Genomic DNA, 20,119 nt, shown 5'->3' on the forward strand with positions numbered 1-20,119 from the left:
TGGATATCATTGGTCTTGACCGCTGGTACGCTCGACCACGGTCCATCTGTTGACGATCAAACCCTGCTGGGAGGATGCAATGGCTAACGGCGGAGCCTCCATTCTGGGAGGCCGTTATTTCCTCACTGCGGATATCAGATATGGAGCTCAAGCAACCGTCACAAAGGCCTTCGATCAAGTATCAACAAATCTTGTGGCAATTAAGCGGGTAAAATTCGGTCCCCACGACGAGCGTGCGATGGCCAGTTTCACGCGTGAGGCAACGTTCCTGCAAAACATCAAGCACAAAAATATCGTTGAGTGGATTGCCACAGACATAGATGAGGACAGGAACTGGTATCTGGTTCTTGAATGGATTGAGGACAACCTGGAGGACGTAATAAAGCAGGAAGGTCCAATGAGTTGGAACTCCTTCTGGCAGCGTTTTGGGTACGACCTCCTTGAAGGCGTCGTCTTCGCGCAAAAGCATCAGGTCGTCCACCGCGACATCAAACCGAAGAACATTCTCATTGATGCCAGCAGGACTCCGAAACTTGCTGACTATGGCATTTCGAAGTTGACCGACAATAACAGTGCCTGGCTTCCTTCGTCCGGGCTGACCTTCCGTTTCGACCATACGCCCGGTTACACCCCGTCAACCCCCGAATATCCACCCTATCAGTTCACGAGAGACTGTTACGCGTTTGCAGCTGTGGCGATCTCTTGCGTAACAGGCCGAATTTTTGACAAAGAAGAAGAGCTTTTGGCTGGATTGCAGGAGGCTCCTCTTCCTGCTGAGATCCGACCGATCATGGAGCGTTGCCTGGACGTCGACCCATCAGCCAGGCCGCCGCTCGCCTCCGTCCTAAAAGAACTTCTCGAGCGGGCGCAGGCTAATCATCACCACGCCGCCGAGATTAACATATACCTTCTGCTTGCCCCTAGGGTTAGGTCCGCGTTTGAAAAACGACTATCGGCCGACAGCCAAAGCACAATCGAAGCATTTGTGCTTGAGGATCTTTCCGAGTGCGCTGCAGTAGGGGTGAAGGGTGACAAAGATGGCGACGAGTTGCAGATAACCCTCGTTGGCGCGACATGGCGCTACCAGGTGATGATCGATGGCAAAAGCGGAGAGGCGCTGTTTGTCGAACGTGCTAGCGAGATCGGTGCAAGCCTCGCCTCTGAGATGAGAGAGGCCGCATTCAACCGCCCTCTACGCTTTTCCTTTGGCCGTCCGACGGACCCGGAGGACGCCGGGCGCCAGCTACGGGTGCTATTGGTAGAAGCAAAGGCAGCCTGCGAAGAATACGAGCAAGAGAGACGAGCAAAAGCCACTCAACGAATTTTCCGGGTCTGGAGAAGCTATCTCCGAGACCGTGCCGATCACGAAGCGAAAAAAAGCAACGCCATTAAATATGTCGACATGAAACGGTCTGGCGACAAGGTCGTGTTTACAACGGAACTTGCTCATGGCGACGACCTAATCGGTCAGGATAGGCTTGTTCAACTTTCCGACGGGCGCGTCTGCGGTAAGATCACCGGCGTCGCATTCAACCAGATAACCATGACTGTCACCTTCGGCGACGCCGCGCTGCTGCCAAGGCGAGGCGATATCGCCATCAATACGATTGCAGCCCAGAAGGCTCTCAGCCACCAGACCCAAGCACTCGATGCTGTTCTATTCGACAGAGCGGTTAGCCCAAGGCTCAAGCAACTCATACTCAATCCGTCAACTGCAACACCCATCACCTCTGTCCAACTGGAAACGGTCAATGACTTATCCCTTAATGGGGATACTGAATCTCTGGACGACGAAAAGCGGCGGATCCTCGAACAAGCGCTTGGCGTAGAAGACATCCTCGCTATCGAGGGCCCCCCAGGCACCGGGAAGACGACGCTGATTACCGAGATCGTCCTCCAATGGCTGAAACGCAATCCAAGCGACCGGATACTCTTGTCCTCTCAGACACACATAGCCTTGGACAACGTCCTTGAAAAAGTGTCAGGCATTGCACCCGAATTGGACATGATCCGCATCGGTAGGGCCGACGAGCCCAGAATTTCGGAGCAAAGCAAAGCCCTACTTCTGTCGCGGCGGGTCGATGCTTGGATCGCTGAAGTCCGGAAGGCAGCAGAAGAAGACCTGGAGAAGTGGGCTGCGGAAGCAGGTGTAGACAAGCACGCTGTCGCAATCGGCATCAAAGTGGAACGACTGATCCAACTTCTGAAGCGGGAAGAAGACACGGTCGAGGAAATCGAGCGGCGAAAGAAGGAGCGGGATGGAAACAGCGAAACAGGAACCCCTCCGGCACAGACCAGTCAAGAGCAAGAGGAGGAAACAACGCAGCTGGATAGCGAAATCGGTGCTCTTCAAGCGGATCTACAGCGCATTCGCCGCGAGCAAACGACGCTGCGCAGTGAGCTCGAACAAATGGGAGAATACCCTAGGGCGTTGGCCCATTCGACCGATAAGTTGGAGCTGGCCGATTGGGCGATCCATTTTCTTGCTCCGGGGCCATTGGTCGATGCGTGCCGCGAGCGGCTCTCTCTTTTGGAGGACTGGCAGCTACGAGTTGGACGATCTTCCGACTTCAATGCCGCGATGTTGTCGTCGGCACAAATCATCGCCGGCACTTGCGTAGGTATAGCAAGCGTTCAGGGGATGGAGGACGTGGCCTACGACCTGTGCATCGTCGACGAGGCTTCAAAGGCAACACCGACGGAAATCCTCATTCCGATGTCGAGGAGCCAGAAATGGATAGTCGTCGGCGATCCAAAACAACTTCCGCCTTTCTTTGAGGATCTCGGAGAGCAACTGCTTGCGAATTTCGATAGCTCCGAAGTGAAATCGACCCTGCTCGATCGCCTTCTGCAGGAAGATTTTGGATTGCCACATGCAAACCGAGCCAAGCTCCGAAATCAGTACCGTATGATCAAGCCTATTGGCGATTTGATTAGCGAGTGTTTCTACGATCGTGGACTAGATAGCCCGAAGACGTCCCACGGTTTGAAGCTCGCAAGCGCTTTTCCAAAACCAGTTACCTGGTATTCGACGCACAACCTCCCCAATAGGCGCGAAAGGAAAGAAGGCGAGACTTACAGTAACCAGTCCGAAGTCGCAGCCATTCGGGGAATCCTTCAGCGTCTTCAGTTTCTAGCCAAGGCGCAGAAGAAGAAGATCTCGGTTGCCGTGATTGCTGGATATACCGGTCAAGTCGCTGCTTTGCGCGAAATGAACTCTCAGGGTCTGGCGGAATGGTCCGATTTGGAAGTCACCTGCAACAGCGTCGATGCATTCCAAGGCCGGCAAGCAGATGTTTGCATCTATTCGGTCGTTCGCTCGAACTCAAATAATCAACTTGGCTTCCTGCGAGAAAAGCCCCGGCTTAATGTCGCTCTTTCCCGCGGTAAGAGCGCACTCGTCATCGTTGGGGATCAGATGTTCTGTCGGTCCGTTGAAGGGATCAACCCTTTCCGCAAAGTGATCGACTACATAGACAGGAACGACGAAACCTGTGAGATGGAGACCCTTTCATGAGCCCGGAAGATGTCGCAAGGGCCTACCAATTTCGAGAGGGTTTCCGGTTGATCGACTATGGGGAGGTAGGCCTTCCCATTTTCCGTCTCACCATCGAAGCTGTTACCACTTCACATCGGACACTTCCGACAATCAGCGAATTTGTTATGCGATGCTTGTCGTTAGGTGAAACGCTGGAGACGAGAATTGCCGGTATGCTCGGGCTGAAGCCCGATATCGTCAAAAGCGCCATCGATACACTCGTCGCAGAAGGATTCGTGACAAGGCAGATCTCGACCGACTTCCAGTCATTCAAACTGACAAATGCCGGCAACGCAAGGCTCATAATGGAGCGTGAGGAAGTTCCGCAAGAAGAGATGCTCGTAATCGACTATGATGGGATACAGAGATTGCCTATCCGTCTTGCGGGCGAGAGCGTAGTAAGAGCATCTGAACTTAAGAGCGGCGGAGCGGTCGAGATTAGACCTTATCCAGCAGATCCTCCAACAATCCGCGAACTTAATATTCCTGATGTGACGAAAGTGATCCGTCGGCAGGGCGGCGAAGATTTTCGGCGCAACGTTCTCGCCCTGAAGCGGATTGTCCGCCGGAGCAATGTGTTTCGGCAGGCCATTGCCTTGGTCTACATGGCGGAGAAGGGAAAAGAAATACAGATTGGGTTTGCACTCGACGGGAAGCTCTCGGAGCAGCACGAGCGAGCATTCGCCGAACACGGCGGCCCAAGGAAAATGGGGTTTGTCAAGGCAATAGAGGAATCGGAAGGGAGAAAGCGCCTCGATCGCCTCGTCGGGAAAAGTATAGTTGCGGCCTTGCCGCACGCCGAAGATATTCGCGCCCTCAGATTGGAAGAGGCAATTGCCCGGGGACAGGTGCGTTCTATAGCTCCAGCTGTACAATCCGACACCCGGCCCCAAAGGACCAATCCTGCATATGCTGCTTTGCTGGCGGCGCGAGAAAGACACAAGGTTGCCCAGCACGGTATCGACGCCCTTTCAGTTCGCACGTTGGCGCCGTACGAGCAGGGTGAGCTGCTTGAGGAGGCTCTGAAGACAGCGGCAAGCAAGTTGGTCGTATCGACGGCAGGCGTCCAGTCCGTCATTGTCAATGGCTTCATGCTGCGAGATGTTGATAGCTTGATATCTCAGCAAGTAGACATCGAAATCTATTCAATGGTTGCACCTCAAAACGAACCGCGCCAGGGCAACGCGTATGACCCTCTATCCGAATTGACTCGCAGGTCGGCAAAGGGCTCCCTTCGGTTGATACAAACAAAACCGAAAGAGCTCTTCTTTTTGGTCAAGGACAATGACCTAGCGGTGGTTTCGAACAGGCCTTTTCTTGGGGAAATGGTCCGTCGATCCGGCTTTAAGCGGGTGGAAGGAGTAGTTACACGACGCCCTGAATATGTCGACGCGATACGAAGCGTCATGACCCACGTGCTTGGAGGCGGTCATGGTGGATAGCGTGGCCATCAGGGAGGTTTGGGCATCTAGCCATGTGGGTCTCGTGCGGTCGAACAATGAAGATCGCATCGCCGTTCAAGGGTGGAAGAGTAGCGCGGACCGCGGAAGTTGGCATGGCAAGATATCGGCGTCGCGCGGATGGGCCCTCATAGCTGACGGAATGGGAGGCCACGACGCCGGAGAATATGCCAGTGAGATTGTCGTAGAAAATATGCTTGGCGGTATTGATAGCGCGAACTCGAAGGAAGAATTGGAGGCCCTTCTACAACAAACTAACGAAAGAATTTTTAGATCTATGCTTGATCCGCGAGGGCGCCCAAGGATGGGTAGTACTATCGTCGGCATAAAGTTTTGCGGCAGCCACACCTTCTTCTTCAATATAGGCGATAGCAGGGCATATGTTGTCGCGCCGAACGGGCTTCTGCAGGTCAGCAAAGATGACACAGCATCGATACGCGGGGTACGTAGCCATGCACTAACACAATCACTTGGTGGCTCAACAAAGCGCCTGCCGATCCGACCACACGTATTGCAAAAGGGAACAACTTTCGACCGTCCGATACTGTTATGTTCCGATGGCCTGTCGGATCTCTTGGCTGATGACGAGATCGCAAACATAGTAGTGAGAAATCCGAATAACCCTGCCGACGCACTACTCGCCGCTGCCTTGGACGCGGGTGGTGACGACAATGTATCCGTTATTTTTATCGCATGACTTTTCCGTCCAGTGCAGTGTTAACGGCACTTAACGCCCGTGCCGTGACACTGGGTGTCAATTAACACCCCACCCCCGAAACCTCCCCCTCCCGGTCATCTCCCTGAGGCCTAGCTCCATCACGATGCGCCGCGCCGCCTGCGGCGTCACCTCCAGCGTCTTGGCCACCATCCCGGCCGACACCAGTGGTTTCGCCATCACCAGCTCGACCAGTTCCGGTAGTTTTGAAGACGTTCGGCGCCCGTCCAGCTTTCGGTCCATCATGGTCTTCGCCAGCGTCAGCCGGTCATGCTCTTTCATGCCGATTTCGGCCGCCGCCAAAAATCCATGGGCGATGGCCAGCAACCGGGTTTCGCGATCGCGATGCCGGCGCCGATCAACGGGGGTGGTTTTGAGGCCGAGGTTGATGGCGGCGATATGTGGGCCTGAGGTGATGCCGGCCTGGCGGAGGATCGCCGCGGCAAACAGCCGGCCGAGCCAGGGCGCGTGCTGAAGCACGGAAATCTCGTTCCAGGCATCGAGTGCGATGATCGCCTGCAGCACCGCCGGCAGGTCTTCCCCCTGGCGCAGCAATTCGCACCACTCGTCGAGCCGGACATCCTCGTCCCAATCGAGATCATAGACGAGAGCGTCTCGTTCCCGAGCGTCGGCCGAAGTCCGTCCGGGATTTCTCGCTTGTTCGATCGCCGCCTCCGATCGGGCGAGCAGCGCATCGATGACGGCATAGTCGACACACGGGAAGATGTTCGACGTTGGCGTCCTCATCCCCCTCCCCTTCCAGAGTTGCCGCGACCGCGCGCCGGATGGCGCATGCAGCCGCCATCTCGACAGTGCCAGACGACATCACCTCCGCCGGCTGCGGTCAAGCGGCCGAATTGGAACCAAAATCCCGCAAGTGCCGTTCCTTTGAAGAACAACAATCGGTATCGTCGATGTCTACGGTCGCACATTCCGCTTCAATCGCTCTGCTGAGCTCCGCGCTTCTCGGTGCATCGCTGGCGCCGGCCCGCGGCCTGCGGATGCCAGAGAGCGCCGACGCGTACGCGACCGGTCAGCAGGCCGTATCCGCCTACGCCCGCGGCGAGCAGGCCGAAGCATCAGCGGCCTCGGTTCTTTCCGCCGGCGAGATCAGGCACATCACATGGTGCGCCGCCCGATACGCATTGGACTACGACGCCGTCAGCGATACTTATGTCTGTACCGGCGGCGCGCCGCTGCCGTGCCGCTCGCCGCGATAACGGCGGGAAAGCGCCGCTATCGTCAGCCCCCCAATCCATTCCGATCTTTGGTAAGTGGAGCAAAATCGTTGGCGGCCACTAACGACGATGACAAGGAAGCTGTGCAAAAGAGCTCAGATTGAGATCTGTCCCTAGGGCAGAGGATTCCGCCACAAGGGCAAATCAGATTCAGTCTCTACATGGCAAAGAGACGGCTCCCCGCACCTGAACATGCCGACACGCTTTCGCTGAAGGCGCTACGCAGTCTGGTGACTGGCCTATTGGAGCGGGCTGAATAGGCCGAGGCTCGCCTCGAAAAGCTTGAAGCCGAGAACGCGGAGCTGTGGCTGGAAAATACCCAGCTCAAGGTCGAGAACCAGCGGCTGCGTGACGAGATCGCGCGGTTGAAGAACCTGCCGCCGCGACCGCCGTTTCGCCCGTCCGGCATGGACAAGGCGACCGATATCAAATCTGGCGACAAACAGGCGGGCAAGAAGAAGCCGCGCGGTCCGAAGCTGGATGTGAAACGGGTCAGCCGGGAAGAGGTTTTCCGCGCCAATGTTCCGGCCGGCTCGCGGTTCAAAGGCTATAAAAGCTGCTTCGTGCGGGAGCTCGTGTTGGCAACCGAGCTTGTTCATTACCGACGCGAGTGCTGGGTGACGCCGGATGGAAAGACGGTGCTGGCGCCGCTGCCTGCGGGGATCACGGGTGGCTACGGACCGAACCTCAGGCGGCTTTGTCTGATGCTGCACGCGCAAGGTCAGGTCACGACCGGGCGACTGACCACGTTGCTAAATGATATCGGCGTCGCGATCTCGAAACGCCAGGTCGTGCGCCTTCTGACCAAGGAGCTGGATGGGTTTGTCGCCGAGGATGCGGCGGTGTTGCATGCCGGCCTGGCGTCGGCCCCTTATGTCACGGTCGACGACACCGGCGCCCGCCATGCGCACGGTAACTTTTATACGACCCAGATCGGCGGCGAGCATTTTACCGTCTTCCGCACAACGAAATCGAAATCGCGACTGAACTTCCTGTCGTTGCTGCGCGGCGACTACCAGGACTATGTCCTCAGCGATGTCGCGTTCGGCTACCTGGAAGAACGTCGTGCCGACCCGGCACTTGCTGCCGGACTTCGCGGTGTCGAGCCTCGGCACTTTAATAACCAGGTGCCGTATATGGAATATCTGGCGCGCAGGGGTGTCGATATTTTTGACCGCCAGGGGATCGGTTTGCTGGCCGAAGCAGGTCTCTGGGGGTGTATCCGCCATCATGGGCTGGTGGGCGACGTGGTCATCGTCTCCGACGATGCCGGTCAATTCCGGGTCGGCAATCATGCCCTGTGCTGGGTGCACGGGGAACGGCTGTTACAGAAACTGATGCCGGCAAAACCAAAGGAGGCGCGCGCTGTCACCCTCATTCGTGACCTTGTCTGGCGCTTTTACAGGGCGCCAAAGGCCTGGAAGCAGAAGCCCTCACAACATGCAATCCCGGCTTTTCGACGACGATTCGACCGGATCTTTACCATGCGCACCGGCTATGACGCGCTCGATGCATTGCTGGTGCGTCTGCACCGCCGCAAAGACGAATTGCTGAAGGTGCTCGAGCGGCCGGAAATCCCGCTTCATACCAATGCGTCGGAGAACGACCTGCGGACCTTCGTCACCAAGCGAAAGATCTCCGGCGGCACGATGAGCCGCGACGGTCGTGTTGCGCGCGACACCATGCTCGGCCTGATGAAGACCTGCAAGAAGCTCGAGCTTTCCTTCTACCATTACCTCGGCGACCGGCTGGGAGTTGGCGACGGCAGACAGTCCATCCCGCCCCTGCCCGGCGCCATCCTCGCGCGTGGCTGAACCCAGATCAGCCCGATGTGGTCAGCTTGCCGGCGCCCGGCGATTGGCCCGGATCTATGCAGCATAATCCTCGTCGTTCAACGACAAAAATGGCGTCTCCCGCTCGACTTGTTTACGCACGTCCTCCTGCGTGATCCTGATCAGATGCGGCGAAATATTCCATTGCGTGTGATCGTCGACTTGAATGCTCAATGTCTTGCGATTGCGACGGACGACAATGCCGCTGACCAGCGTATTGTCCGGCCTTCGAATATCACGCGACCGCCGATCTTGATTTGCCGCAGCGCTCGCGCCGCCTTCTCCAGATCCAACAGCTGCAGCCGCGCGACGATGCGGTCGTGCAGCGAGATCAGCGCCGCTTCATCCAGGCTGTCGATATCGATCTCATCCACTTCCACAGTACCCCTCCCGTCGCTGATCGCGTCTTATGCTCCACAGCTAAGTATGGTAGAAGAGCATCAACGGCACAACTGCCCACCAAACCAGCAGCGCCAGAAAATCAGCCCCTTTTACCGATCTTTGGCAGCTTTTCCCATTCATTAACCATATGAATTAACGCAGTTCTTCTGCCATAGTGAATCAAAGTTGGCGATTGCTTCCGTTGCCCGGACGGTGGTTTTCTGTGCGCCTTAGTAGCGATAGGTACTCCTTATCGATGGTTATTGATTTCGAGGCGCAATTCAGCATGTGTCAGTCATCGAGGATCGATGGATTCGCCGGAGATGCAGTTTTTTCCATATTTTTCGTTTTGGATCGGTGGAATTCCCTGACTGGTTCAGTGGACTGATATTCGGCCCGGAAACCTGTAAACCGTTGCTGTAACTGGCCTTTTCCCTCTCCCGAACTGGCGCAGGAGATAAAATGAGACACCTCTGCGCGACGATGAAATTCCACCGATCCTGTATGAATCCACTCAATTAGGATGAGCTGCAACTGTTGGATATCAACGACATGCAGTCCGGTGAATTTGGAAGACCGACAGCATGTCAGCCGCCCCTGGATCAGCGGAACACCACTTTTTCGGTCTTTCAGGAAGATTTCAGCTGGGCTCGCCGGAACTGCGGACGCACATCGGTTGCGCCCGCAGTTCGTTCAACATCCTGCGAAGGTCTAGCGAGGCTTTGTCAGCCAGTGCAACATGCTTCCAACTTCCACGTTCAAGTCGATGCCGTTCTGGGCGGCAGGCTCTTCAATACCTTCGCAATGATATCCACCGCGTTTTCGGCGTCGGAAACTGAGATATCGAGATAGAAAACGGCGCGCACACTGTCGGTGCCCGAGGGTAGGAGAAAAAGCCCTTCACGGTGAGCTGCCTCGACGAAAGCTGCAGCGTCCGCTGTCTTGAGCCTGAATCGCACGATATTCGTCTCGACCGTCGCCGGATCAATCTCTACGCTTGAAAGCGACGCCAGTCTCTCGGCAAACCGACAGGCGCTGGCGTGGGTCTGCCCCAATTCCTGACGATTGTGGCGGAGTGCGTACAGCGCACCAGCGGCCACGATACCGGCCTGCCGGAAACCACCTCCGATTTGCTGCTTGAACCGCCTCGCGCGCGCCACGAAGTCAGCTGAACCCGCAAGGCAGGAGCCGACAGGTGCACCGAGCGCCTTCGAGAAGCAGACGCTGACGCTATCGAAATTCTCGGCATAGGTCCTCTCGCTGATACCCGTTGCAACACTTGCATGCCATAGGCGGGCGCCGTCGAGGTGCAATTTCAGGCCATGCCTACGGCCTGCCGCGGTCACATCCTGCAAGGCATCTAACGGCCAGACTGAACCGCCGCCGATATTGTGGGTGTTCTCAAGGCATAGGAGCCGCAAAGGCGCCGGAACGGTGGCGGGGAAAAACGGATGCGGCTTGCCGACGGCCTGATGGAGATCCGCCACCGTGAAAATACCCCTGACGCCCGGCAGCAGACGCGGTAATACACCCGAAAACGCCGCAGGTGCGCCGCCTTCGAGGATGTAGACATGGGCATTCTGATCGAACAGCACTGCATCCCCCGGCTCGGTATGGGCGCGTATGCCGACCTGATTGGTCATCGTACCGGTTGGCATGTAGACGGCATCCTCCATGCCGAGCAGATCGGCAACTTCGGCTTCCAGCGCTTTGACAGTCGGGTCATCCCCATAGACGTCGTCGCCGACGACCGCATTTGCCATGGCCTGACGCATCGCCGTGCTCGGTCGGCTGCAGGTATCGCTTCTGAGATCAATCATGTCCGTAACTCCCTTCATCTGGCGGGATTCTACACGGCCGCCGGGAAGAGGTTTTGAACGCTGTTGCGCAAAAGACGGCGTAATGGAGCGTCAGTCGCGCAACCGCACGAACTGGCCAGGCGTGATGCCGAGGACACGACGAAACGCACGGGTCATGTGGGCCTGGTCGGCAAAGCCGCAAGCCATTGCGGAGTCTGCCAAGGCCTCGCCGGCCGAAATGTGGTCTCGTGCGCGCCGGACCCTCACAAGGCGGAGATAGGCATGCGGTGGCAGGCCGAATTCTCTGCGAAACTGCCTGACGAACTCGAATTTGCTAAGACCAGCGGCCTGTGCCAGAGCGTCAAGTGACGGTGCCACTTCGAAACCGTCTTCTATCAGTTGGCGCGCAACACCAAGGCCGACGCGGTGGTGTGAAGGGGACGATGCCACTGCAGTTCCGGCGTGCCGATGGAGCGCCTGCGTCATCAACTCGATGAACAAAGTCTCGATCTGCATGGCTTCGGCATGTCGCGAGCGGCTGAGGTGATGGAGGAGCTCAATTCTTTCAAAGATCTGGCGATCGTGAACCGACGGAATGTGGAAGCTGCCAGGCCGGTCAGCCAGTCCGGTTTCGGAAACCGCCTCTTTGACAATATCGGCCGAAGGATACAACATCCGATAGTGCCACCCCGCTTCACCGGCCGGCCGGCCCTCGTGCACAATACCTGGAGAAATGAGCGCGACGGAACCGGCCGCCATATCCATTCGGCGGCGCCCGCCATCATAGGAAAAGGCCTGGCAGCCACTCTCTATGATGCCGATCGCAAATTCCTCGTGATAATGCCGCTCGAAGGCCAGTGTCCTGTAGCGAGCGTCCAGAAAGAGCGTTTTTCCTAGCGATGGCTCAACCCAGGCCCGGGCCACATCCTTCTGACGGCCAGTTGTGCCTTCAACATCAGCCATCGGTGGCTCCTTCCCTAATGTTGTGCCTCGCGACTTCGACGGTTCTGGTAGGCTTTGAGATTAACCAGCACCATATTCAACAAGGGCGTTGCCGCGTCGCCTGATCTCGCAATCAGGTCTCCAATGATGTGGTCTGCTTCAATCCGAGCTCCATTTTCCATGTCGCGCATCATTGATGCCGTCATTGGCGAACCGGCGGCTGTCAACAGACCCTGTGCCCGCTCGCGCGCTTGCGGCGCGGACGGATGCCCGGATCGTGCTGCGATGCCCAGACATTCTTCGAGCAGCGCCATAGACAGAGCGCTACCGCCAGCTGCCACGATGTCACCGATGGAGGCACGCAGCAATGTCGTGATCCCGGCACTTGAGGCGATGAACACCCATTTGTCCCACATGTCCTGACTGATGTCGGCCGAAAGTCGCACATCGAAAGCCGCACTTGATAGAACGTCGGATACTTCGGCTGCAGCCTTGGCCTGTGTCCCTAAACGAGCCCCGAACACCAGAGTTTGCATCGGGGCCAGATGACGGATGGTCCCATCAGCATCGAGTGTCGTAGAGATCATGCATTGGCCGCCCAGAACGTGATCCCGGCCAAAGCGCTCGTCCAGCAGGTCGAGATGCCTCATGCCGTTGAGCAGGGGCAGGATCAATGTCCGGGGACCAACCGCCGGCGAGAAGGATCGGGCAGCCTCATCAAGATCATAGGCCTTACAACTGAGGATGATGAGATCGAAGGGAGTGCTGATCTCCTGCGAGAGAATAAGCGACGGCGCCGGAATATGCAGATCGCCTGCCGGGCTGACGATTTTCAATCCGTCCTTGCGCAACATCTCGGCACGGCGCTCTCGCACGAGAAAAGTCACGTCGCGGCCCGCCGCCGCAAGCCGCCCGCCAAAATATCCGCCGATACTGCCGGCGCCGACGACGAGAATACGCATGCTACTATCTCCTGGTAGAGTTGTCATTTCAAAGTCATGTCACGCTCGGCGATCTCTCGACACCCGGATCCCGCAGCGGTCAAATCGGAGGCGCGATGAGCTTTCCGACCTCGAGATTGTCCATCCGCAATCTCGCGGAGCGCTCGGCGCCGAATTCACGCTCGAAGGCAGCTTGAGCCGCCAGCCACAAGGGACGCGCTTCAGCCAAGCGGGCGCGACCATTTTGCGTTAGAGCATAGCCATGCGATCGCTCGCCCTTACGACGCGTCACCTCGATCAGGCCGGCCTCGCGCAGAGGAGCAAGGTTTCTGACGAGCGTGGTGCGCTCCATGACCATTACCGCTCCAAGATCTGCCGACCGAATGTCGGGTGTCTGAGCGATCACGCTGAGCAGCGAAAATTGCGAGATCGACAAACCTGAAGGCTCAAGATGTGCATCATAGAGGCGGCTCATATTGCGGGTGCCGCGACGCATGGCAAGACAGTGGCAACGATCATATCCGAAGCTATCCATGGCTAGATTGATAAATGTGTATATGCACTTTTGTCAATCACGATTTCCGGTGACCTATTGTAGGAGCATCTTACATGAGACTCTTTGTAAGGTTCCGACTATGCCGGCAGGTAGATGCTCCGCACTGCCGCAATAATCCCTTGCGGCGCGTTCCGGCCGATTTAGAAGATTCCGCTCATCGCAGAAGACCAAAACAGCTATAAACAGAACGAAATCGATTCCGCCTAACCGCGCCAAATGACACGCGAGAATCGGTGCAGATCACGGCCCTGAAGGCCGCCGAAATCTCTTTGTGGGACTATCCCGTGGCCAAAAGCCGAAAATCTCTCACCGCCGTCGCGCGCCGAGCCGAAGAGCTGGACACCATTGCCGCCGTCTTGCCGATGGAGCGGCGCGACGAGCTCGCCGAGCTGCTGACCGACCAGGATGTCGAAACACTCAAGCATCTCGTTGAACGCGGCATGGGCGATAATACCCTGCGGGCACTGACCTCCGATCTCGCCTATCTTGAAGCCTGGGGCATGGCGGCCACCGGAAAAGCGCTCCCCTGGCCGGCGCCTGAAGCGTTGCTCCTGAAATTCGTGGCGCATCATCTCTGGGATCCGGAGAAGCGTACCGCCGATCCCGATCACGGCATGCCAGCCGAGGTCGCTGATAACCTCCGACACCAGGGGTTTCTGAAAGCTTCCGGCCCGCATGCGCCGGATACGGTACGCCGGCGGTTGGCCAGCTGGTCGACCCTCACGAAATGGCGTGGCCTCAATGGCGCCTTCGCCTCACCAGCCCTCAAATCCGCTATTCGGCTCGCCGTGCGTGCCGTCCCGAGACAACGCCGTCGCAAGAGCGCCAAGGCGGTTACCGGCGACGTGCTGGCAAAACTGCTGGCGACCTGTGCGACCGATAGTCTGCGTGATCTTCGTGACCGGGCGATCCTGATGGTCGCCTTTGGCTCCGGCGGCCGCCGGCGCAGCGAAATCGCCGGGTTACGAGTGGAACAGTTCTCTGTCGAGGCGCCGATCGAGGTCCCCGACTGCTCTCCCCTCCCCTCTCTGGCCATTCATCTCGGCCGCACCAAGACGTCCGATGGCGAACAGGATGAGGTGGTCTATCTGACCGGCCGACCTGTCGAGGCGCTCAACGCCTGGCTGGCGGCCGCCAAAATCGAGAAGGGCAGCGTGTTTCGGGCGATCGGGCGCTGGGGCACGGTGTCGCGGCGCGCGCTCGATCCGCAGTCGATCAATGCCATCCTGAAGCAGCGGGCGGAGATGGCGGGGTTGGAGAGGGAGGATTTTTCGGCGCACGGGCTGCGCTCGGGATATCTCACCGAGGCGGCCAACCGCGGCATCCCGCTCCCCGAGGCCATGGAGCAATCGAGGCATCGGTCAGTGCAGCAGGCCTCCAGCTATTACAACAACGCTGCGAGGAGGACCGGACGGGCAGCAAGGCTCCTCTGATATCGAGAGTCGGCCCATTGCAGACGGTCTGTAGCTGATTAAGCTAGACTCCAATGCGATGGAGATAGCAATGATCGTACAAGCTTGTATCAACGGCGCTCGTCCCAAAGATTATCATCCGACTCTCCCAATGACGGCAGCAGCCATCGCCTCGGACTGCGCCGCGTGTGTAGATGCAGGAGCCGGGGAGCTTCACATCCACCCCCGCAGCAACGATGGGCGGGAGAGCCTTTTGGCTGTGGATGATACAATGGTCGCGGTTCGGCAGTCTTGTCCGGGAACTCTCGTCGGCGTGTCGACGGGAGCATGGATTGAGGGCGACGAGACGCGCACCAAGGAGTTCATCTCGCGATGGAATGTGTTTCCCGACTACGCCTCCGTCAATCTCTCCGAGGCTGACGCCCCGGCGGTCATGGAGTTGCTGGACCGCATGGGCGTCGGCATTGAAGCAGGGTTGGCTACGGTGGCGGATGCCGAGCGGTTCATCTCGCTACCAAACTGCAACCAAGTGTTCCGCATACTTGTCGAGATCGAAGAGCAGAACTCAGAGAAGGCCAATGCGATAGCAGATGGGATAGAAACGGTTTTGCGGCGTGCCAACCTTCTGCGGCCGGTCCTTCTTCACGGATTTGACGCGACGGTTTGGCACTTTGTTAGCCGCGCCCGGAAAAGCCGATTGTCCACCCGCGTCGGACTGGAGGATGGACGCCTGCTTAGGAATGGTAACAGCGCCTCGGGGAACGAAGAGCTAGTCCGGGACGCCATCGACATCTTCACATCAGGCTGACTTACACCCTAAACGGATGAGCGGCGCGGCGCGCCTATCGTCGGATTCGCGGCACGGACGCACGCGGCGAAAAGCGCCATCTCGCCAGCCTATTGCGATGTGGCGCGCCTACCTCTAGACCTGCGTCGATTGATCGCTTGAGGTGCAATCGGGAGCGGACCAAGGCCGCCCCCCACAGATTTACCTCAGACCTGAGCCTGGCCGCCGTCTGCGAAAAGCTCGGCGCCGTTGACGAAGCTCGAGTCGTCCGATGCGAGGAAAAGCGCGGCTTTGGCTATCTCTTCCGCTTCGCCGACACGTCCTAGCGGGATGCGGGAGGCGGCGTAGTTGATAAGACCCTGCTGTTTATCCTCGTCGTCGCCCACCAGTCCAAGCAGGCCGGGGGTGCGAGTGGCGCCAGGAGAAAGGACATTGACGCGAATGCCGGTCTCCTTGAGGTGTGAACATCGGACACGTTTCTCGGAATTTCCAGAAGGGTCTGTGTTCGGAGTCCCTCTTGCCGATGAAGGTTCCGGCGCTCAACGTGCGCGTAATGGCCCGCGAGTGACCGAGGTTCACGAGCTGAGACCAAAAACCCTTTTTTCGCCGTCCCAACCGGTCTTGATCAGAAACTGCTCCCAGGTGAGACTGGAGGGATTGATCCGCCTGCTCCACGAGATATCCCGGTCTTTCCGAAAATATCCATATTCGACCGCATATTCCGCCATGCCGATGTTTTCTCGAACGAGCTCCGGATTTCCACCGAACTCCGGAAAATGACGAACCAGCTCGTCGGGGGAGTAGGCGGATGCATACACAGCCTTGCGGCCCGTGACGCGCTTGAAGGTCTCGATCATCTCGGCCGGCGATAGGATGTCGCCGATGATCGGGAGCGTTTGCCCGGCATAGGTTTCGGGATGGTCGAAGATTTCCAGAACGGCCGGCCCTGTCGCCGTCAGCGGATCGACGAAGGGCGCTCGAAAATGCTCCGGCAGATAAATGGGAAAGACGAGCGTGTCGCCCTCCTTACGCGGCGTGTAATATTCGAGAAAGTTGGTGTAGAAGAACGCGAGCTCGACGAATGAGCTGCGAACAGGAAGACCCTTGATATAAGCCGCAACGCGCGCCTTGTCGGTGAAATGCGGCGCGAACTTCGAACCTCCGGTGATCTCATCGACGTTTTCCAGGGTGCTGAAGAGGACGTGCTCCACACCCGCCTCCACGGCGGCATCCGCGAGATCCCTACCGATATCGAACTCGTAGGTAGCCGGGGGAGCGACGACTGGGGTCATCAGGAAGGCACCCTGCGCTCCCCGAAACGCTTTCACAAAATCGCTCCTGTGGTTGATCGCAAGCGGCACGGCGAAGAGCTCAGCACCCTGCTCGGCCAGCTTGAGGGCCGCAGGCGAGTCTGGACGACTTGTCAGCGCACGAACGTGATATCGTCCACTCCCCAATAACGACTCTACGACGCTCCGGCCCTGCTTGCTCAGGCTGCCTGCGACGACAATGGTAGGCTTTTGATTAATCGACATATGTATCTCCATCACTTTCCTGGAGCAGCGCAGCGCGGCACTCCTGGAGACTTAAATCGCAACCCACGGGCCATATGTGAAATCGATTGATTTATGCGCTACTATCCAGCACATGGATATGAAGCGCATGGATCTCAACCTCCTCGTCAGTCTCGAAGCTCTGCTTGTCGAGCGCAACGTCACGAGGGCCGCCGCCCGGCTGCATATGAGCCAGCCCGCCCTCAGCGCCCAACTGAACCGCCTTCGCGACCTGTTCAAGGATCCCCTGCTCGTGCCGGCGCATCGTGGCATGGTGCCGACCGCCACGGCCCTAGAGCTAATCGGTCCGCTCAGAGCTTCGCTGGATCAGCTCCGCGGAACCCTCCAGAGCCACGACAGCTTTTCTCCCGCAACCGCCGAGCTGACCATCTCGATCGCCTGCACCGATTACGTGGAAGCCGTGGTGGTGGCGCCTCTGATCGTGACGCTACGCGAAAAGGCTCCGAAAATCCGGCTCGCTGTACACCGCCTCGCTCCAGCCAGCGTGGCGCGCCAACTGGCGGATGGCGATGTCGATCTGGTTATCGCCACGCCGGATGCCGCGCAGGCCCACCTGCGTACTCGGCACCTGTTTGAGGAAAGCTACATTCTTATCGGCCGTCCCGACCACCCCCGTATCGCGGAAGGAGTGACCCCATCGGGGTTCGCCAGACTGGAACAGGTGGTCGTCTCGCCGTCAGGCGGTGGTTTCTCGACCCCCGTGGATGTCACCCTAGAGGCCCTCGGTTACTCCCGCGCCGTTGTCGCGTCTGCCGCGTCGTTCCTCGTTGTTCCGAGCATCGTCGCCAGCAGCGACCTCGTCGCCCTGGTACCGCGACGCCTGATGCGGAACCGTTTGGGTGAGGTCGCATGGATTGACGTTCCGTGGCTTCCCGAGCGGTTTCGCGTAGAGCTCATTTGGCATGAGCGCACCCACGGACATCAGGGTCAGAAATGGATCCGCGATCTGATTCATGATCTAATCGCTCGCTGACTCGCGCCAATTTGAGGGACAGACAGATGTCCCGGCCATACGCTCAACGGCATTCCCTGACTGGAAACATGTCTTCGCCGTAGTGATGGAGCCGGATATGATGTCTTCGGCACAACCATCGAACCGTCAATGGCTCCTCGTATTGATCGTGATGGGCGTCGACAGCTTCGACGCCGCAGACTTCGCAAGTTTGTCTATCGATCTCACCCGCCTTCAGGGCTCGCTGAACCGCAAGATGGGCTTCGTATTTGCCGGGATTGGCCCGTCGCCAGTTGGCCTGGCGGGTATCCGTCTTCAGCATGTTTCGCTCCGCCTGATGCGTTTTGCTGATCGTCAGATAGCACGATTTTACCAGTTGCGGCCAATCGCGGTCTATTATTCGATCTTACGACGCCTCGCATAGTCGGAGCGCGCCAAGTCCATTCGTGCCGAGTTTTTTACAACCCACTCCGCGAGTTCGCGCACCGGTTCGAGAAGCTCTCGCCCCAGATCTATAAGCGCATATTCGACTTGAGGTGAGGGGTCGAGAAGACTGGCATCTCGCGGTTGAAGCGGCCAGCCTCCTCGCAGAACGGTGAGTGACAGGCTCCTCGGTTTAGCGCAGGAATCTCTCCGAGACCGCCAACATGGTGACGGCGTGACCGGCTCGGGCAAGGAGCTCCTCGAAGGCGGCCCGATCGGCGTCCACCCCGTCCTGAAACGCTGTCAGGGTGGGCCACCACAACTGACGCGCGCCTAGGAAGGGTGGCTCGTCGCCGTGCACCTCGGCGCTCGGTCGGTTCACCGCGTGACGCAGCGCTCCGATCCGCAAGCCGAGTTCGGCATCATCCGAGCCCACCCAGTCGAGATTGCCATCACGATGCACGAACTGCAGGAGATGGATGCTGGTCGGCCGCTCCAGTACGTCCCATTGACGATCGACCCCGGCTCTGGCGCCAATGGGGGGCCGCGAGACGATGACCTCCTCCTCGGTGATGAAGAAGATGACCCTCGGCAGGTCCTGGAACAATGGTTCGTCGGGGCGGATATTGTCTACGAACAAGGGCTCGTCGACCAGTGCGGCCGCGGCCTTTGGGGAGTCGAACGAGGGCATGGCGACGCCGTCGTACTCGTCCTGCCCTGGGCCGAGGCGGTCGGTGTCGAACTGGTGCGCCTGGACGTAGGTGAGCATTCCCGGGATCTGACGGCCCAGGGTGCCGTGCGGGTGGCGCCAGTGGTCATGGAAGCGCTGGCGGTCGATGTCGGGGCGGCGGGGGATGAGGGAGAAGAAACGGATCAAGGAAGTTCCTGACTTGGTTTAGTGTTGGCTTGGTTCACTTGTTATCGATGCGAATGTCACGTCTGATGGAGTTGTAGGGGAGCCTTTCTCGTTGACTTGCGAGATAGGTATACATCTGCTACTTAGTTGCAAGAACGCACTTACAGTCGCCTAGGTATCGTCGAGGAAACCCATGTCCGTCTGCCAGCACTTTGACGAAAGCTGTCCCAGCCGCTCGCTGTTCGACAACATCGCCGACAAGTGGTCGATGATGGTGATCAGCGTGCTGGATGCGGGCCCCATGCGCTTCAACGCAATCAAGCGGCACATTGGGGGCGTAACCCAGAAGGCGCTGACACAATGCCTGCGCCGGCTGGAACGCAACGGTCTCATCTCTCGCCGCGTCATCATGGGCTCGCCGATTGGGGTCGAATATGCCATCACGCCGCTTGGCCGTTCACTGCTCGGTCCTTTTCAGGCGCTCCATGAATGGACAATTGAGCATGTGGATGACGTGGAACAGGCGCGCCAGGTGTTCGACAGCCGCGACGCCGCGTGACCTGATGCACGTCAATTCCACCGGCCCGGCTTACTCACGTCATCCCTGCGACTGGCAAGAGCGCGAAAGCCGTGATAGGCGGCGCGCAGGCCCGCCTTCACAAGTGGATTTCTGATCTTTGCTGCTGTCCAACTCGCTGATGCTCGGGGAGAGG

17 protein-coding genes and 2 pseudogenes are annotated in these 20,119 nt (G+C 58.3%); 9 read left to right on the forward strand and 10 right to left on the reverse strand.

Going from position 1 to position 20,119, the window contains the following annotated elements:
• The first annotated feature begins 79 nt into the window (after positions 1-79).
• Genes FBZ97_RS32885 through FBZ97_RS32895 form a run of 3 tightly spaced genes read left to right on the forward strand, consistent with a single transcriptional unit; the run spans position 80 to position 5,695 of the window.
• On the forward strand, positions 80-3,517 hold the full coding sequence (locus tag FBZ97_RS32885; protein ID WP_145324268.1) for a serine/threonine-protein kinase: 3,438 nt from the start codon (positions 80-82) through the stop codon (positions 3,515-3,517).
• Positions 3,514-4,980, forward strand: a complete 1,467-nt coding sequence (locus FBZ97_RS32890; RefSeq protein WP_145324266.1) for a hypothetical protein — start codon at positions 3,514-3,516, stop codon at positions 4,978-4,980. Before FBZ97_RS32885 ends, FBZ97_RS32890 begins: the two co-directional genes overlap by 4 nt.
• Positions 4,970-5,695, forward strand: a complete 726-nt coding sequence (locus tag FBZ97_RS32895) for a protein phosphatase 2C domain-containing protein (RefSeq protein WP_145324264.1) — start codon at positions 4,970-4,972, stop codon at positions 5,693-5,695. The genes FBZ97_RS32890 and FBZ97_RS32895 overlap by 11 nt, the downstream gene beginning before the upstream one ends.
• A gap of 57 nt (positions 5,696-5,752) precedes the next feature.
• Here the strand turns inward: FBZ97_RS32895 and FBZ97_RS32900 are convergent.
• A pseudogene (locus FBZ97_RS32900) lies at positions 5,753-6,500 on the reverse strand (RHE_PE00001 family protein); the annotation flags it as partial.
• 127 nt (positions 6,501-6,627) lie between these two features.
• Between FBZ97_RS32900 and FBZ97_RS32905 the strand changes: the two are divergent.
• Both FBZ97_RS32905 and FBZ97_RS32910 read left to right on the forward strand, forming a co-directional pair.
• The gene (locus FBZ97_RS32905) at positions 6,628-6,933 is read left to right on the forward strand and encodes a BA14K family protein (protein WP_145324262.1); all 306 of its coding nucleotides are present in this window, start codon (positions 6,628-6,630) and stop codon (positions 6,931-6,933) included.
• A 383-nt stretch (positions 6,934-7,316) separates the two neighbouring features.
• Positions 7,317-8,765: a transposase gene (locus FBZ97_RS32910; protein WP_246661932.1), complete on the forward strand. Its 1,449-nt coding sequence runs from the start codon at positions 7,317-7,319 to the stop codon at positions 8,763-8,765.
• Positions 8,766-8,953: 188 nt separating this feature from the next.
• Here FBZ97_RS32910 and FBZ97_RS32915 read toward each other — a convergent pair whose 3' ends face one another.
• From FBZ97_RS32915 to FBZ97_RS32935, 5 genes are all read right to left on the reverse strand, one after another.
• Entirely contained in the window at positions 8,954-9,163 is a 210-nt protein-coding gene (locus FBZ97_RS32915; protein WP_145324260.1) for a hypothetical protein, read from the reverse strand.
• Between the two features lie 759 nt (positions 9,164-9,922).
• Positions 9,923-10,984 (reverse strand): GntG family PLP-dependent aldolase, encoded by a 1,062-nt coding sequence (locus tag FBZ97_RS32920; protein WP_145324258.1) that lies wholly within the window; start codon positions 10,982-10,984, stop codon positions 9,923-9,925.
• A 90-nt stretch (positions 10,985-11,074) separates the two neighbouring features.
• On the reverse strand, positions 11,075-11,926 hold the full coding sequence (locus FBZ97_RS32925; RefSeq protein WP_145324256.1) for an AraC family transcriptional regulator: 852 nt from the start codon (positions 11,924-11,926) through the stop codon (positions 11,075-11,077).
• A gap of 14 nt (positions 11,927-11,940) precedes the next feature.
• A complete protein-coding gene (panE, locus tag FBZ97_RS32930; RefSeq protein ID WP_145324254.1) occupies positions 11,941-12,867 on the reverse strand; it encodes a 2-dehydropantoate 2-reductase in 927 nt (308 codons plus the stop codon).
• 79 nt (positions 12,868-12,946) lie between these two features.
• On the reverse strand, positions 12,947-13,381 hold the full coding sequence (locus tag FBZ97_RS32935) for a MarR family winged helix-turn-helix transcriptional regulator (RefSeq protein WP_145324252.1): 435 nt from the start codon (positions 13,379-13,381) through the stop codon (positions 12,947-12,949).
• 305 nt (positions 13,382-13,686) lie between these two features.
• On the opposite strand from FBZ97_RS32935, the gene FBZ97_RS32940 reads away from it, so the two are divergent.
• Both FBZ97_RS32940 and FBZ97_RS32945 read left to right on the forward strand, forming a co-directional pair.
• Positions 13,687-14,835 carry a tyrosine-type recombinase/integrase gene (locus tag FBZ97_RS32940; protein ID WP_145324339.1) on the forward strand — a complete coding sequence of 383 codons (1,149 nt, stop codon included), beginning with the start codon at positions 13,687-13,689 and terminating at the stop codon, positions 14,833-14,835.
• A gap of 70 nt (positions 14,836-14,905) precedes the next feature.
• Positions 14,906-15,622 carry a 3-keto-5-aminohexanoate cleavage protein gene (locus FBZ97_RS32945; protein WP_145324251.1) on the forward strand — a complete coding sequence of 239 codons (717 nt, stop codon included), beginning with the start codon at positions 14,906-14,908 and terminating at the stop codon, positions 15,620-15,622.
• Between the two features lie 185 nt (positions 15,623-15,807).
• Here the strand turns inward: FBZ97_RS32945 and FBZ97_RS32950 are convergent.
• Positions 15,808-16,059, reverse strand: a pseudogene (locus FBZ97_RS32950) (SDR family oxidoreductase); the annotation flags it as partial.
• A gap of 117 nt (positions 16,060-16,176) precedes the next feature.
• A complete protein-coding gene (locus FBZ97_RS32955; protein WP_145324250.1) occupies positions 16,177-17,136 on the reverse strand; it encodes an NmrA/HSCARG family protein in 960 nt (319 codons plus the stop codon).
• Between the two features lie 127 nt (positions 17,137-17,263).
• Between FBZ97_RS32955 and FBZ97_RS32960 the strand changes: the two genes are divergently transcribed.
• On the forward strand, positions 17,264-18,148 hold the full coding sequence (locus FBZ97_RS32960) for a LysR family transcriptional regulator (protein WP_348642396.1): 885 nt from the start codon (positions 17,264-17,266) through the stop codon (positions 18,146-18,148).
• 43 nt (positions 18,149-18,191) lie between these two features.
• On the opposite strand, the gene FBZ97_RS32965 is transcribed toward FBZ97_RS32960, so the two are convergent.
• Both FBZ97_RS32965 and FBZ97_RS32975 read right to left on the reverse strand, forming a co-directional pair.
• Positions 18,192-18,449, reverse strand: a complete 258-nt coding sequence (locus tag FBZ97_RS32965) for a hypothetical protein (protein ID WP_145324246.1) — start codon at positions 18,447-18,449, stop codon at positions 18,192-18,194.
• A gap of 294 nt (positions 18,450-18,743) precedes the next feature.
• Positions 18,744-19,427 (reverse strand): EthD domain-containing protein, encoded by a 684-nt coding sequence (locus tag FBZ97_RS32975; RefSeq protein ID WP_145651039.1) that lies wholly within the window; start codon positions 19,425-19,427, stop codon positions 18,744-18,746.
• Positions 19,428-19,599: 172 nt separating this feature from the next.
• Between FBZ97_RS32975 and FBZ97_RS32980 the strand changes: the two genes are divergently transcribed.
• Positions 19,600-19,965 carry a helix-turn-helix domain-containing protein gene (locus tag FBZ97_RS32980; RefSeq protein WP_145651056.1) on the forward strand — a complete coding sequence of 122 codons (366 nt, stop codon included), beginning with the start codon at positions 19,600-19,602 and terminating at the stop codon, positions 19,963-19,965.
• Positions 19,966-20,119 lie beyond the last annotated feature (154 nt).

The sequence above is a fragment of the Rhizobium sp. ERR 942 genome (assembly GCF_007828395.1).
GTDB lineage: Bacteria > Pseudomonadota > Alphaproteobacteria > Rhizobiales > Rhizobiaceae > Rhizobium > Rhizobium dioscoreae.